The 15,112-nt window shown below is 46.9% G+C and carries 12 protein-coding genes; 10 read left to right on the forward strand and 2 right to left on the reverse strand.

Annotated elements, in window-relative coordinates; all coding sequences use genetic code 11:
* The first annotated feature begins 2 nt into the window (after nucleotides 1–2).
* Nucleotides 3–926 carry an RluA family pseudouridine synthase gene (locus HMPREF0721_RS01960; RefSeq protein WP_006597854.1) on the forward strand — a complete coding sequence of 308 codons (924 nt, stop codon included), beginning with the start codon at nucleotides 3–5 and terminating at the stop codon, nucleotides 924–926.
* A gap of 62 nt (nucleotides 927–988) precedes the next feature.
* Here HMPREF0721_RS01960 and HMPREF0721_RS01965 read toward each other — a convergent pair whose 3' ends face one another.
* Both HMPREF0721_RS01965 and HMPREF0721_RS01970 read right to left on the reverse strand, forming a co-directional pair.
* Complete coding sequence (locus HMPREF0721_RS01965; protein WP_006597855.1) at nucleotides 989–2,347, reverse strand: PFL family protein; 1,359 nt, start codon at nucleotides 2,345–2,347, stop codon at nucleotides 989–991.
* Between the two features lie 11 nt (nucleotides 2,348–2,358).
* A complete protein-coding gene (locus tag HMPREF0721_RS01970; RefSeq protein ID WP_006597856.1) occupies nucleotides 2,359–2,628 on the reverse strand; it encodes an ACT domain-containing protein in 270 nt (89 codons plus the stop codon).
* A 288-nt stretch (nucleotides 2,629–2,916) separates the two neighbouring features.
* On the opposite strand from HMPREF0721_RS01970, the gene HMPREF0721_RS01975 reads away from it, so the two are divergent.
* The 9 genes from HMPREF0721_RS01975 to HMPREF0721_RS02015 all read left to right on the forward strand — a co-directional run bounded on the left by HMPREF0721_RS01975 (nucleotide 2,917) and on the right by HMPREF0721_RS02015 (nucleotide 15,104).
* Nucleotides 2,917–3,966 carry a sugar-binding transcriptional regulator gene (locus tag HMPREF0721_RS01975; RefSeq protein ID WP_040639840.1) on the forward strand — a complete coding sequence of 350 codons (1,050 nt, stop codon included), beginning with the start codon at nucleotides 2,917–2,919 and terminating at the stop codon, nucleotides 3,964–3,966.
* A 26-nt stretch (nucleotides 3,967–3,992) separates the two neighbouring features.
* Nucleotides 3,993–5,006 carry a type I glyceraldehyde-3-phosphate dehydrogenase gene (gene gap, locus HMPREF0721_RS01980; protein WP_006597859.1) on the forward strand — a complete coding sequence of 338 codons (1,014 nt, stop codon included), beginning with the start codon at nucleotides 3,993–3,995 and terminating at the stop codon, nucleotides 5,004–5,006.
* 107 nt (nucleotides 5,007–5,113) lie between these two features.
* Nucleotides 5,114–6,301 carry a phosphoglycerate kinase gene (locus tag HMPREF0721_RS01985; protein ID WP_006597860.1) on the forward strand — a complete coding sequence of 396 codons (1,188 nt, stop codon included), beginning with the start codon at nucleotides 5,114–5,116 and terminating at the stop codon, nucleotides 6,299–6,301.
* A 25-nt stretch (nucleotides 6,302–6,326) separates the two neighbouring features.
* A complete protein-coding gene (tpiA, locus tag HMPREF0721_RS01990; RefSeq protein WP_006597861.1) occupies nucleotides 6,327–7,073 on the forward strand; it encodes a triose-phosphate isomerase in 747 nt (248 codons plus the stop codon).
* Between the two features lie 132 nt (nucleotides 7,074–7,205).
* Nucleotides 7,206–7,433 (forward strand): preprotein translocase subunit SecG, encoded by a 228-nt coding sequence (gene secG, locus HMPREF0721_RS01995; protein WP_006597862.1) that lies wholly within the window; start codon nucleotides 7,206–7,208, stop codon nucleotides 7,431–7,433.
* 52 nt (nucleotides 7,434–7,485) lie between these two features.
* Complete coding sequence (locus HMPREF0721_RS02000) at nucleotides 7,486–9,453, forward strand: N-6 DNA methylase family protein (protein WP_006597863.1); 1,968 nt, start codon at nucleotides 7,486–7,488, stop codon at nucleotides 9,451–9,453.
* Nucleotides 9,434–10,783, forward strand: coding sequence for a replication-associated recombination protein A (locus tag HMPREF0721_RS02005; protein ID WP_006597864.1), 1,350 nt, complete (start codon nucleotides 9,434–9,436; stop codon nucleotides 10,781–10,783). The genes HMPREF0721_RS02000 and HMPREF0721_RS02005 overlap by 20 nt, the downstream gene beginning before the upstream one ends.
* A gap of 3 nt (nucleotides 10,784–10,786) precedes the next feature.
* On the forward strand, nucleotides 10,787–13,723 hold the full coding sequence (locus HMPREF0721_RS02010; RefSeq protein ID WP_006597865.1) for an insulinase family protein: 2,937 nt from the start codon (nucleotides 10,787–10,789) through the stop codon (nucleotides 13,721–13,723).
* Nucleotides 13,724–13,739: 16 nt separating this feature from the next.
* Entirely contained in the window at nucleotides 13,740–15,104 is a 1,365-nt protein-coding gene (locus HMPREF0721_RS02015; protein WP_006597866.1) for a D-alanyl-D-alanine carboxypeptidase family protein, read from the forward strand.
* Nucleotides 15,105–15,112: the final 8 nt, after the last annotated feature.

A 15,112-nucleotide genomic window follows, 5' to 3' on the forward strand; every position in this document is an offset into this window, starting at 1 on the left:
CAATGAATCAAAAAGAACATTACGTGCATGAAGAAGAAAAGAATATGCGTTTGGATGTGCTCTGCGCTCAAATTTGTCCGAATTTATCCAGACAGTATTTAAAAGAATTAATCGTAGACGGCGATATTCAAGTTGATTTTGCAAACAAGAAGCCGGCCTATCGCCTGAAGGCAGACGAGCGCATTGTCATTAAAATTCCGGATCCGGTGCCCTGTCAGGTGATGCCGGAGTCGATTGATCTGGATATTGTTTATGAGGATGGGGATGTGATCGTTGTGAACAAGCCGTCGGGAATGGTGGTGCATCCGGCGTCGGGAACGCAATCGGGAACTCTTGTGAATGCCTTGATGGCACATACCAAAGATTTGTCGGGCATCAACGGGGTGAATCGTCCCGGGATTGTTCATCGCATTGATAAAGATACGTCGGGAATTTTGGTTGTGGCCAAGAACGATTTAGCCCATCGGCATCTGGCCAGGCAATTGGCAGAGCATTCCATGGTGCGACAATATGTGGCGCTGGTTAAAGGAAATATTGTCGAGAACAGTGGCACGGTCGATATGCCGGTGGGCCGTCATCCAGTTGATCGGGTCCGCATGGCGGTGGTCGAAAACGGCAAATCAGCGGTAACGCATTTTGAAGTGATTGAGCGGCTCGGCGATTTTACATATGTCGCTTTTCGGCTTGAAACGGGGCGGACTCATCAGATTCGGGTGCATATGCAGGCCATTGGTCACCCCATTGCCGGCGATCCGGTGTATGGCGGCGATAAGCATCTGCCATTTAAGACGGACGGACAATTGCTTCACGCGCGGGAGCTTGGCTTTATCCATCCGCGGACGAAAGCATTTATGCGGTTTGAAGCTTCTTTGCCTGAGATTTTTCAAAAGGTATTAAATCAATTGAGGGGAAGTCTAAAAAGATAAGATTAAAACGGCAAAAAACAACAGTTGCTCGGTAGCAGCTGTTGTTTTTTATACGTCAAAGTTTAGTTTTTGAAAGAATGAACTGGAGCGGGAATCTTGCCGCCGCGATTGATAAAAACAGAGGCATCGCTGTTGTTTACCGGCATAATAGGAGCGCTGCCGAAGAGCCCGCCGTAATTAACTTCGTCGCCGAGTCCCTTGCCGATCGCCGGAATAAGACGGCAGGCGGTGGTTTTATTGTTGATCATGCCGATGGCGGCTTCGTCGGCAATCATCGCGGCAATGGAAGACGCCGGCGTATCGCCCGGAATGGCAATCATGTCGAGGCCGACGGAGCAGACACAGGTCATGGCCTCCAGCTTTTCAAGCGTAATGTGGCCGGCGCGGGCGTTGGCGATCATCCCTTCGTCTTCTGAAACGGGAATAAAAGCGCCGGAGAGCCCGCCGACAGAGGTGGAAGCCATAATGCCTCCCTTTTTAACGGCGTCATTGAGCATGGCGAGGGCGGCGGTGGTGCCGGGACCGCCGCAGTGTTCGACACCCATTTCTTCAATAATGCGAGCGACGGAATCACCGATGGCCGGGGTTGGCGCTAATGATAAATCTAAAATACCAAAGGGAACACCAAGACGATCGGCTACCGTTATGCCGACAAGTTGACCGGCACGGGTAATTTTAAAAGCGGTTTTCTTGATGATTTCGGCAAGCTGATCCATGGAAGCATCCTGATGTTTCTCGAGGGCAACCTTTACTACGCCGGGGCCGCTAACACCGACGTGCAAGACCGTATCTGGCTGACCGACGCCATGGAAGGCACCGGCCATGAACGGATTATCTTCGACTGCATTGCAGAAAATGACCAACTTGGAGGCAGCAATAGAGTCCTGATCCTTTGTGAGATAGGCAGCCTGTTTCACGATTTCGCCCATCATGCGGACGGCATCCATATTGATGCCGGTTTTCGTGGAACCAAGATTAACCGAACCGCAAACACGTTCGGTTGATGCCAGTGCTTCCGGCAGACTGTTGATGAGATTAAGATCGCCGCGGGTAAATCCCTTGGGAACCAAGGCAGAGAAACCGCCGATAAAATTAACACCGACTTCCTTGGCAGCATCGTCCAGTGTCCGTGCAAATTTGGTGTGGTTGGTATCGCCCGTCGCACCGGCGACCAAAGCAATTGGTGTGACAGACAATCGTTTGTTGACAATGGGAATGCCGAATTCTTCGGCGGTGCGATCTGCCTGGGCAACGAGGTTTTCGGCACAGCGTGTGATTTTATCGTATATTTTTTGCCTGCAGCGTTTTCCGTTGGAATCAATGCAGTCTAAAAGAGAAATCCCCATAGTAGTGGTGCGAATGTCGAGATTTTCACGGTCAATCATGCGGACTGTTTCAAGAATATCGTTGTATAAAGCCATGGAGTATCTCCTTAAATCTGGTGCATAGCGTTAAAAATGTCTTCGTGTTGAATGCGAATGGACTGTCCAATGGTTTTTCCGAGCGCTTCAAGATCATCCTTAAGTTCTGTAAAATCGCAGGTGATTTTTGAAAGATCAACCAGCATGATCATTGTAAAAATATTTTGCATGATGGTTTGACTGATGTCTTCAATATTGGCATTGCATTCCGATAAAATTTTTGAAACATGGTAAATAATTCCAGTTTGGTCTTTTCCAATAACGGTTACGACAGCTCTCATGTGGCACTCCTTTATTCTGCTTCATGCAGTAACTTAAAATATAAAAATATTATATGCAATTCGCAACGATAAAGCAAGAAAGTTTCATTTAAAACTATTCTGAGGGATAGCGCAATAAAAAAGGCAGACGGCATCATTAATCTATTGAAAAATTATCTTGAAAAGATATTAAAGTTGAGTAAAAATGCAATTTTTTGGACTTGCCAGAAAGTAAATGATGGTCTATAATAATTGTGTACCCGCCGGGATGAAAATGTTCCTGTGGACATCAAAATCGGGAGACATGAGATGGCAGACAGCAATTCAAAGATCAGCAAAAAACTGGTGGACCTTCAAAGATTGGTAATACCTGAGATAAGTACGCTCATCGAGCTGCGTTATAATATTTTATCCACCGTTAAAAGCGAGGCACCGATTGGAAGAAGAAATCTGGCATATGTGCTCGATATGAGTGAACGGCAGGTTCGAAACGAGATCGATTTTCTTCAGGAGCAAAAGCTGGTAGAGGTAGAGCGTCAGGGCATTATTTTAACACCCCTTGGTAACAATATCTTAAACGATCTCAAACAAATGCTTTACACTTACAACGGACTTGAACAATTGGAAAACCAATTGGTTGAGGCCCTTCATTTAAAAAAAGCTGTGGTCTGTCCCGGTGATATGAAGATTAATTACCAGGTGCTTAATTTCATGGGAAAGGCCGCCGCTAATGTGATTCTTACCGTCATGAAGTATCAGGATGTGTTGGCGTTGACGGGCGGGGCCAGCACCGCAGCTGTTGCCGCTCAAATGAAAGAAGCCCTTTATCCCGATGCCTATGTGATTCCTGCCAGAGGGGGGATCGGCAAAAGCCATGCCACCCAGGCCAATAACGTGGTAGCGGAAATTGCTTTAAAGTTGCGGGCAAAATATGAATTGCTGCACCTGCCGGATAATATCGATAAGAATTTGCTTAACGCCTTAAAGGATTACCCGGAAATTAAACGGGTATTTGACAAGATGAAGGAAATCGATGTGCTGGTGTTTGGCATCGGCCGAGCTGATGTATTGGCTGATTCGAGAAATACACCGATATCCGAAAAAGAAGCATTATTAGATCGCGGGGCGATCGGCGAGGCATTTGGTTATTATTTTGATGCACAAGGTCAAGTGATTCAGGCCGCCAGCACTGTGGGAGTTGATATCGAAGATTATCCGCAGATTACCAATCGTATCGGCATTGCCGGCAGCAAAGCAAAAGCGGAAGCGATTATTGGGGCCTGCAGGGTTGCGCCGGAGACGATATTAATAACGGATGAAAGCGCCGCAACGGAAATCGTCCGTTTATTAAATAAATAAGTTAATTATTTTTAAGGAGGCATATTATGTCTGTAAAAGTTGCTATTAATGGTTTTGGTCGAATTGGTCGTTTGGCATTCAGACAGATGTTTGGTGCTGAAGGTTATGAAGTTGTTGCCATTAACGACTTGACAAGCCCGAGCATGCTCGCACATCTGCTGAAATATGATTCTGCACAGGGCAGATATGAATTGGCAGATAAAGTTGAAGCAAAAGACTCTTCGATTGTTGTTGACGGCAAAGAAATTGAAATTTATTCCGAAGCAGATCCGTCCGATCTGCCCTGGGGCAAACTGGATGTCGATGTCGTTCTGGAATGTACCGGCTTCTTCACTTCCAAAGATAAAGCATCTGCGCATCTGAAAGCGGGCGCTAAGAAAGTGGTTATTTCTGCACCGGCTGGTAACGATCTGCCGACAATTGTCTACAATGTCAATCATGACGTGCTGACACCGGAAGACAAGATTATTTCGGCGGCTTCCTGCACCACTAACTGCTTGGCTCCGATGGCGAAGGCCCTTAACGATTTAGCTCCGGTTCAGTCCGGGATTATGTGCACCATTCATGCTTATACCGGTGATCAGATGACGCTTGATGGCCCGCACAGAAAAGGAGACCTCAGAAGAGCGCGTGCTGCGGCTGTCAACATTGTTCCGGCTTCTTCCGGCGCGGCAAAAGCCATCGGTTTGGTTATTCCGGAATTAAACGGCAAATTGATTGGCGCGGCTCAGCGTATTCCGACACCGGCTGGCTCCACCACGATTTTGACGGCTGTTGTCGATGGCCAGGTGACGGTGGATCAGGTGAATGCAGCGATGAAAGCAGCAGAAACTGAATCTTTCGGCTACAACACTGACGAAATTGTTTCTTCTGATATCATTGGCATGCGTTATGGTTCGCTCTTTGATGCAACCCAGACCATGGTTCTTCCGCTGGAAAATGGCACAACTGAAGTTCAGGTTGTCTCCTGGTACGATAATGAAAACTCATACACCAGCCAGATGGTCAGAACCATTAAATACTTTGCGGAATTAAATTAAGCGGATCGCGTTTTTAAAAAAGAACTGTTGATCAAAAATCTGCCCCTCCGGCGGATTTAGCGCCGGGGCCGTGTGAACGGCCCCTTTTTTGAAAGGAAATCAAGTAGATGAAAAAGACCGTTAAAGATATTGCGCTGCAAGGCAAAAAAGTGCTGATGCGCGCAGATTTTAATGTGCCGATAAATGATGCGTTGGAAATCACCGACGATACGAGAATTCAGGCTGCTCTGCCAACCATCCAATATATTTTGGATCAGGGCGCGGCTTTGATTTTGATGAGCCATTTGGGACGACCGAAGAACGAGCCGGATCCGAAGTATTCACTGGCCCCGGTTGCGAAGGCATTGGCTAAAGTATTAAATCGGGATGTGATCTTTAACGATGACGGCGAAGTAGTCGGTCAAGTGACAAAAGACGCAGCGGCAGCGTTGCAGTCGGGACAGGTGCTTTTGCTTCAAAACACGCGCTTCCGTCCGGAAGAAAAGAAAAACGAAGCAGGATTTGCCAAAGAATTGGCCAGCCTTGGCGATGTCTTTGTGGATGATGCATTCGGTTCTTGCCACCGTGCGCACGCTTCGACTGCCGGTGTGGCGAATTATTTGCCGGCTGTCTCAGGATTTCTGATTCAAAAAGAACTGGAATTCATTGGCGGCGCGCTGGATGATCCCAAACATCCATTTGTGGCAATTTTGGGCGGCGCGAAGGTTTCCGACAAAATCGGCGTGATCACCAATTTGCTCCAAAAAGTCGATGCTTTGATTATTGGCGGCGGCATGGCCTATACATTTTATAAAGCCCAGGGGTATGAAATCGGGACTTCATTATTAGAGGCCGATAAAGTTGAATTGGCAGCCGGATTATTAAAAGAAGCAAAGGCAAAGGGTGTGAAGCTCTATTTGCCGGTGGACAACGTGGTCGCGCCGGAATTTGATGCAAAAGCGACTCCGACCGTTGTTCCGTCTAACGCGATACCGAAGGATCAGATGGGCATGGATATTGGGCCAAAAACCCGGAAGCTCTATGCCGATGTCATTAAATCCGCCAAGACCGTTATTTGGAACGGACCGATGGGCGTTTTTGAATTTGATGCTTTTGCCGAGGGGACAAAGGCCGTTGCCCAGGCGATGGCAGATTCTGATGCGACGACCATTATTGGCGGGGGCGATTCTGCTGCGGCGGTTAAGCAAATGGGCTATGCGGATAAAATTTCGCACATTTCAACAGGCGGCGGTGCCTCGCTTGAATTCATGGAAGGCAAAGTACTTCCGGGCATTGACGTTTTAGAAGATAAATAAACGTAAAATCTGAGGAGGATGAATCATGTCGAGAAGACCTGTGATTGCCGGCAATTGGAAGATGAATAAAACCATCGGCGAAACAAAAGAACTTATTGAAACATTGAAGCCGCTGGTGAAGGATGCAACGGCCGAAGTGGTTTTCGCACCGACGTTTGTTAATTTAACAGCGGCGGTTGAAGCGACAAAGGGAACCAATATCGGCATTGCCGCTCAAAATATGTTTTATGAGGAAAGCGGCGCTTTTACCGGCGAAGTATCCGGCGAAATGCTCAAAGCGATCGGTGTGCGATATGTGATTTTAGGGCACAGCGAAAGACGTCAATACTTTGCCGAAACGGATGAAGCCGTCAATAAGAAAACTTTAAAGGCTTTAGCCTTGGGGCTGACACCGATTGTCTGCTGCGGTGAAACGCTGGAAGAAAGAGAAGCCGACAAGGCGGAAGAAAAAGTGGTCAGTCAGATTAAAGCCGGCCTTGCGGGGATCGACGACATCACGAAAGTGATCGTTGCCTATGAACCTATTTGGGCCATCGGGACGGGCAAAACCGCATCGAATGAACAAGCCGACGAAGCCTGTGGCTGGGTGCGCGCGGCCATTGCCGATATGTATGGCAAAGAAGCGGCTGAAGCCACGCGCGTGCAGTACGGCGGATCCGTCAAACCGGCCAATGTCAAAGAACTGATGGCGATGGATAATATCGATGGCGCTTTGGTCGGCGGCGCGAGCTTAACCGCGGATTTTGCAAAAATTGTTAACTATGACGCATAATGCATAAATACCTATAACGGGAGGGGACTCCCGTTATTTTTATGCCCATTTATTAATCGTAAGAGATTAATTCTTGAATTGACGGTGTGGATGTGCTAAAATCAAATCATTCTTCACTGGAGGTGAATCAAGTTGACATCTTTTATGATCGCATTGATGATCATTTCAAGTTTTACGCTGATCTTTAGCATTTTACTTTCGCCGGCCAAAACCGAAGGCCTGGGATCCATCGAAGGCGGCGCCGAAACGCTGTTTGGCAAACGCAAGGCGCGGGGGATTTATGCCGTGCTCGAAAAAGTGACCATCGTTTCAGCGATTGTTTTTATGGCTTCGGCTTTTATTTATTCCGTTATTGTGTAAAGTTTTTCCGGAGTGTGCGCGCTTCGGATTTTTTATTTTTTGCGAGCCAGATATGCGATCTCAATTAAAAACCAAACAGGCAATCCAAAAATGTTATGAAGATTTGCAGAAAAATGCTTCGAATTTAGAAGCTTTTAATCGGCTTTTAGCGTTGATGGTCGCGCGCATTTTGGGTGATCGAAAAATATTATCGATTCATGATTTTCGGGCACATTGTCCGACGTTGCCCCAGATAATGGCCGGTTGGAAGCAGGATGTTCTCGCGGCGGAAGAAGATTGGGGGGCCTCGGCGCTGCAGGGATTGACAAGGCCGCTGCCGAATTCCGGCGGAAGATTATTGCGTGATCCATCGCTTTGCTTGGCACCGGAGTTTCTGGGCGATTATTATCAGTGGCTGATTCCCAAAACGGAGCGGCAGACCAGAGGCATTTTTTATACGCCAAGCGATTTGGCGGAGCTGATGGCGAGTCATCTGGCGGACGCTCGGCGCGTTTTGGATCCTGCCTGCGGCGCCGGCAGTTTGTTATCGGCGGTTTACGATTTTCAAATGGCCCGATGCATGGATGAAAGCCAAAGAGACAGGCATCGCACATTACTTAAAGATGACCTCTGGGGAATGGATATGGATCCGGCGGCAGTCTGGCTGACGCGATGCCGGCTGGCGTTAAAATCCAATGAATATGTGTATCCCCGAAATATTCTGACCGGCGATGCCCTTTTTTCAGATAAAATAGCGACAAAACGATTTGATGGGGTAATTGTCAATCCGCCGTATATGGGGCATCGGCGGATGCCTTTTAAAAGGATGGCCGCTTTGCGCGAACGCTATTCGGCGGTGTACGGCGACAAAGGCGATTTGGCCTATTGTTTTTTTGCGCTGGCCCATCGCGTTCTCAAACCGAAGGGGTGTGCGGTCTTTTTGACTTCGCGCTATTTTATGGAGGCGCAAAACGGCGAGCCGCTGCGCCGTTTTTTAATGCAAAGGATGCATGTTGAAACGCTTATCGATTATTATGGCTATCGGCCGATGCGGGGGATCGGCATTGATCCGATGATTTCAGTTATGGCCAATCATGTGAAACCGAAAGCGACCGTAAAAATCTTTCGCCGACGCGTGGATGGCTGGCCCAAAAGCGGAAATAAGGCGGTCGAAGATGAAAAGTATTTTGAACGGTTTTCGCTGCCGCAGGCGGCATTAAACGCGGCGGGATGGCATTTATTGCCGCCGCAAACAAAAACGATTGTCGAGAAAATAGAAACGGCCTGCCGGTGTGCGCTGGGCGAAGTGGCCGCGTCTTTTCAGGGAGTGATCACCGGATGCGACGCGGCATTTATCAGTCGCGCGGACACACTGCCGGTGGACGGCAAACCCTGGCCCTGTACGGCGCCGTGGATTAAAAATCGGCAGGTGGATGCATTCCGGATTGAAAAACCGACAATGGTTTTGATCAATATTACGGATGAAGAAGATTTGATCCGTTATCCGGCCATCAAAGGCAAGCTCGTGCCTTATCGTGATCGGCTCGAGAAACGGCGGGAATGTCGGCTGGGAAAAATTCCGTGGTATGCGCTGCAATGGCCGAGAAATAAGAAAAATTTCGAATCTCCAAAGATCGTTTTTCCCTATAAGGCAGAAAAAAATCGCTTTGCTTTGGATAAAAATCGCTTTTATTTTTCAGCGGATGTTTACGGCATTACCAGCGAGGAGATCCCGCTTGCAGCATTAACGGTTTTGCTCAACACACCCATTTACGATTTTTATTTTAAAGCCATCGCGAAAAAACTCGGCAACGCGTTGTTCGAATACTATCCCAGCACCTTAATGCGGCTTAAGCTCCCATCGCCGGACAATTTGATTTTTTGCAAACTAAAAAACCTTTATGATATAATCATGAACGCAGAGAATACTGGAAAATCAGTGAGACTTCGCCAAGCGGATCTTTTATTGGCGAAGACATTTCATCTGACGACGTCTGAATTAGAAATGATAGAGGACCGTTATGCAGGGCAGTTTTTTTGACAGAACATTTGAAGATAACCAGGCTGCCAACGAACCGCTGACGGCCCGGATGCGCCCCGAAACGTTGGCGCATTTTTACGGGCAGGATCAAATTGTGGGAAAGGGTAAATTGTTGACCCGTTTGATCACTGCCGATAAATTGACTTCTGCCATTTTTTATGGCCCGCCGGGAACCGGCAAAACAACGTTGGCCAAAATCATCGCCAGCCAAACAAAAGCGGCGTTTCATAGCTTGAATGCGGTGACCTCCGGAAAGAAGGAAATATCGGAGGTGATTGCAGAAGCCAGACAGAACATGGCGTTTTATGGGCGAAAAACGATTTTGTTTATTGATGAAGTCCACCGATTCAATAAAGCGCAGCAGGATGCCCTCTTGCCGAGTGTTGAAGATGGGCTTATTATTTTGATTGGGGCCACGACGGAAAATCCGTACTTTGAGATCAATGCAGCGTTGATTTCCAGATCGACGATTTTTGAATTCAATCCCCTTTCGGATGCGGCGATTGAGACCATTTTAAAAGATGCGCTGACTGATTCTGAAAAGGGCTATGGTCAGATGCGAGTCGAGCTGACTGATGCGGCGAGAAAACATTTGGTGTCTGTGGCCAATGGAGACGTCCGCAAAGCACTCAACGCTTTGGAATTGGCGGTTTTAACGGCGGATAAAACACCAGAAGGCAAGATCCTGATAAATCTTGAAGTCGTTCAGGAATGCATTCGGACCAAGGCGCTGCAGTATGATAAAAACGGGGATAACCATTACGATACGATTTCCGCTTTTATCAAGAGTATCCGGGGCTCAGATCCGGACGCGGCGCTGTTTTGGATGGCTAAGATGATTGAAGCGGGGGAAGATCCCGGATTTATTGCCAGGCGCATGGTGATTTCCGCTTCAGAAGATATTGGCAATGCGGAACCCATGGCATTGACGTTGGCCGTTAGTGCAGCCCAGGCTGTTGACATGATTGGTTTGCCGGAAGCCAGAATCAATCTTGCTCAGGCCGTCGCTTATTTGGCGTCCTGCCCGAAAAGCAATGCCGCCGTTCGGGGGATTCAGGCTGCAACGCAGGCTGTTAAATACGAATCGAATGGGCAGGTTCCGGCTCACCTGCAGGATGCCCACTACACCGGGAGTCAGGCCATGGGCAGAGGTTTATCTTATTGCTATCCCCATGATTTTCCTAAACATTATGTGTCGCAGCAATATTTGCCAACGGATATTGACGGCAGTACTTTTTATCAGCCGACAGAAAATGGTCATGAAAAAGTGATGAAAGCGCGCTTAATGCGATTAAAAGAGATTGACCATTCAGAGGATGAGGAGCATTAATCAATGAATAAATTTCAAGAAAAGTTCAAATTAAATCAGACTTATCATGGCTTTACCTTGAAACGGCAAGAATATCTTGACAGTGTTCAGGGGACGGCCTATTATTTTGTTTACGGAAAAACACAGACACCATTGTTGTATATTGCGAATGACGATCATAATAAAGTTTTTCACATCGCATTTCGGACACCGTCGAACAACAGCACCGGCGTGGCCCATATTAATGAGCATACCGTGCTTTGCGGCTCCCGAAAATATCCGCTGAAAGAGCCCTTTGTAGAATTAATCAAAGGGTCGCTAAACACTTTTCTTAATGCGATGACCTATCCGGATAAAACGGTTTATCCGGTGGCCAGCACCAATGACAAAGATTTTATGAATTTGATGGATGTGTATTTGGATGCTGTCTTTTATCCAAACATTTATCAGAAGGAAGAAATTTTTAAACAGGAAGGCTGGCATTATCATTTAGAAAAACCGGAAGATCCCATCACCTATAATGGTGTGGTTTATAACGAAATGAAGGGTGTTTATTCCAGCCCGGAAGAAGTGCTTCACAATGAATTGCTCAAGCAATTGTATCCTGACTCGATTTATGGAAAGGAATCCGGCGGCTATCCGGATAACATTCCGGATTTAGCGTATCCGGATTTTCTGGATTTTCATTCGCGTTTTTATCATCCGTCCAATGCTTTTATATATTTATATGGCGACGGTGATATGGATGCGCATCTGGCTTATTTAGACGCAGAATATCTATCGCATTTTGAATATAAAGAAATTGACAGTCGTATTCGTCTGCAAAGACCGCTGACGGCTATGCGCCATGCGACGGCAACTTATCCGTTTTCCGGGGAAAAGGATTTGAAACAGAAAGATTACCTGACGATTGGTTGGGTTCTCAATGATCTGGGAGATGACTGGCTGGCCTTTGATATTTTGACCAATGTATTGTTGGGAGATAACTCCTACCCACTAAAAAAGGCGTTGCTGGATTTAGATATCAGCGATGATATCTCTTACTCTTACACGACTTCGATGGAACAGCCGTATTTCGCGATTTCTTTTAAAAATACCGATCACACCAAAGAAGAATTGATTGGCGCGACGATCGAAAAGACGTTAACAGACTTGGTCAAGAACGGCATTGACCCGAAAAATCTTGAAGCCGGGATTAATTCGGCAGCTTTTACCATCAAGGAACAGGATTTTGGTTCCTATCCCAAGGGGCTGATGTTTGGCCTTGAGCTGATGGATACCTGGCTTTACGGCGGAGATCCGCTGGATCATCTGCGATACGATGACGCGCTTGACCGCATTCACCAGATGCAGAAAAACCGCGGGTTTGAAGATCTCATTCAGCGGCTGCTGCTCAATAATCATCATGCGGCGACGGTCAGCATTACGCCGGATCCGGAGCTATCGGCCAAAAAAGAAACGGCGCTCTCCCAACAATTAGCCGATTATAAAGATCAATTATCCGATAATGAGATTAAGACTTTAGTGGATCAAACGCAGACGTTGCTCGCCTACCAAAGCAGTCCGGACACAAACGAAGCCTTGGAGACCATTCCCAAGTTGTCTTTGGATGATCTGGGAAAGGCTGCCAGAGAGATTCCATTCGCCAGAGGGACGATGGACCAACACTTGGTGCTTTGGCATCCGGCAGAAACGGCGGGTATTGTTTATGTCAAGCTGATGTTTGATGTGCGGACCATTGCGCAAGAAGATTTGCCGGTGTTGGGGCTGCTGAATAAACTACTCTTTAATGTCAATACAAAATCCTACGACGTTGAAACGCTCAACCGGGAAATTCAGATTAAAACCGGCGGGATCAGCAGCAGCATAGAGTCTTTTGACCACACCGTCAGGGCCGGGGACTATCGTCCTGTGTTGACGATCTCCGGAAAAGTGCTGCAGGAACATTTGCCGGATTTGATGGCTTTAATGATTGAGGGGATAACAGCATCGTTATTTGATAACCGCAAAATCATCGGTGACATCATTCAAGAACAACATATGGCTGCCGAATCTAAATTTTTGTCGGCGGGCAATACGGTGGCCGTTCAGCGCCTGCAGTCTTATTATTCTCAGTCGGCGGCTCTTTATCAGAAAGTTGGCGGCGTGGACTTCGGGCGTTATTTGGCAAGGCTCGATAAAGCGTTAGAAGATCAATTTGAAACTTTGGCAGCCGATCTTAATCGTGTGGCATATCAGGTGTTTAACCGCAATCACATGACGATCTCGATTACCTGTGAGCCGAGCATTCAAAATCGTGTTTATCATCAGGTTAAAACAGCGATGGATACCTTGCCACAGAAAGCGGTTTCCCTGCATACCTATCGCTTCGATACGGAAGTTTTAAATGAAGGATTTATGACCGCAGCAAAGATTAATTATGTGGCGAAGGGATTTAACATTAAAAAATTAGGACATTCATATAATGGCGCCTTCTTTGTATTGAAAACCATTATAGGGATGGACTACCTTTGGAATCGCATCCGCCTTCAGGGCGGTGCCTATGGCGCAGCGTTCGGGATTGCCCGTTCAGGGGAGCTTGCGTTCTCCTCCTACCGGGATCCACAATTGGCCAAATCGCTGGCAACTTATAATGGCGCCGGTCAATACATTAGGCGTCTCGATATGACACAGCGTGAATTAGAAAAGTACATTATTGGCGCTATTTCTGCAAAAGATCATCCGGTATCTCAAGCGATGACATCGCATATGGCAGACAGCATGTATCTCACCGGAATCACGGCGGAAGACCGGCAGCGGGAAAGAGATGAAATTCTCAGTGTCAAACTTCAGGATCTAAGAGATTGCGGCGAAATCGTCGATGAAGCGATGCAGCAAAATAATTTATGCGTCGTCGGCAACGAAGAATTAATTAGAAACAATCAAGAAATATTTAACAATGTCACATATATCTTTGAATAACTTAACTCGACGATCAATGGCCGTTTTTGTTTTGATTTTGACCTTTGCAGTGGTTACCTGTTTACCGGCTTATGCGGCAATGCCCAGCTATACCGGCGATGAAGCTGTTTATGCAGTGGAAGAAAAAAGCGGCGATGTCATTACAGCTCAAAATGAGCACAAGCGAATGTATCCGGCGAGCACCACTAAAATGATGACGACTTTGGTGGCGCTGGATTACGTGGCGGATAAAATGGATCAGCAGGTTAAAATCGGAGACGAAGTTTCGCTGATTACGGCTGATTCCTCCAAAGCAGATCTCAAAAAAGGAGATACCTGCACGTGGCGGCAGCTGTTTTACGGATTGCTTTTGCCTTCAGGCAATGACGCGGCGTTGGCTATTGCCAAAAATATTGGACGGGCGGCATCAGGGGATCGCGAACTCGGCACAGATAAGGCGATTGATAAATTTGTATCGTTAATGAATCGTAAAGCGGCACAGCTGCAATTGGAGGATTCCCATTTTGTGAATCCGCATGGACTGCACGATGCCAATCACTATACGACGGCGGCTGATTTGGAAAAAATTTCTGCGGCGGCACTTGAAAATCCGACCATTCGAAAAATTGTTCAAACCAAGGTCTATTCTTGTAAACTCAAAAGCGGTCAAAAGAAATGGATCAATACCAATTCCCTGATTATCAGCACGAATGATCTTGCTAAAGTAAGGGAATCTTCCCATAACGGCAAACAATACAATCCTTATGCTACCGGAGTGAAAACCGGGCATACGGATGAAGCCGGCCGCTGTTTGGTTTTTTCTTCAAAGGATGGAGATAAAACCATGGTTGCGGTTATTTTGCACAGCGATAATCAAATTTTCACACAAGCGAATGGCGTTATCAATTCGCTGCACAGCGATTTCTCCCGGATTAATTGGGGGAAGCCATCAGGCTACTATCGCTCTGTGCAGTTAAAACACGTTCATTTTGCGGATGACAACGTGTTGAAGCTTTATTTTAAAGAGGAAGCCTCTTCGATGGTTGAAACATCGGAAAAAAGTGCATACACAACGCGCTTACAACTGGATAATCAGCTTTTTACCAAGAAAAAAGCCGGCGTGTATCGCTTGAATGAGGATCTTAAAAGCGGCCAACAAGTTGGGGTGCTCAAGGTTTATAAAAATCATCAGTTGGTTAAAAAGCTTCGTTTAAAGTCAAAGGCTGATACGAAAACGCGCAATTTTGTGGATTATCTCTTATTCTTTGTTATCGCTGGGGTGATAATCTGGTTGATTTTATACCTTTATGCCAAGCGAACAGCGTATCTCAGGCGTCAACGGCTGCGCCGGCACAGGCAGAGAAACGAACGTGCATCTGCGCGACGTACACAAAAAAGGTGATCAAACGA

The organism is Pseudoramibacter alactolyticus ATCC 23263 (assembly GCF_000185505.1).
GTDB classification, from domain to species: domain Bacteria; phylum Bacillota; class Clostridia; order Eubacteriales; family Eubacteriaceae; genus Pseudoramibacter; species Pseudoramibacter alactolyticus.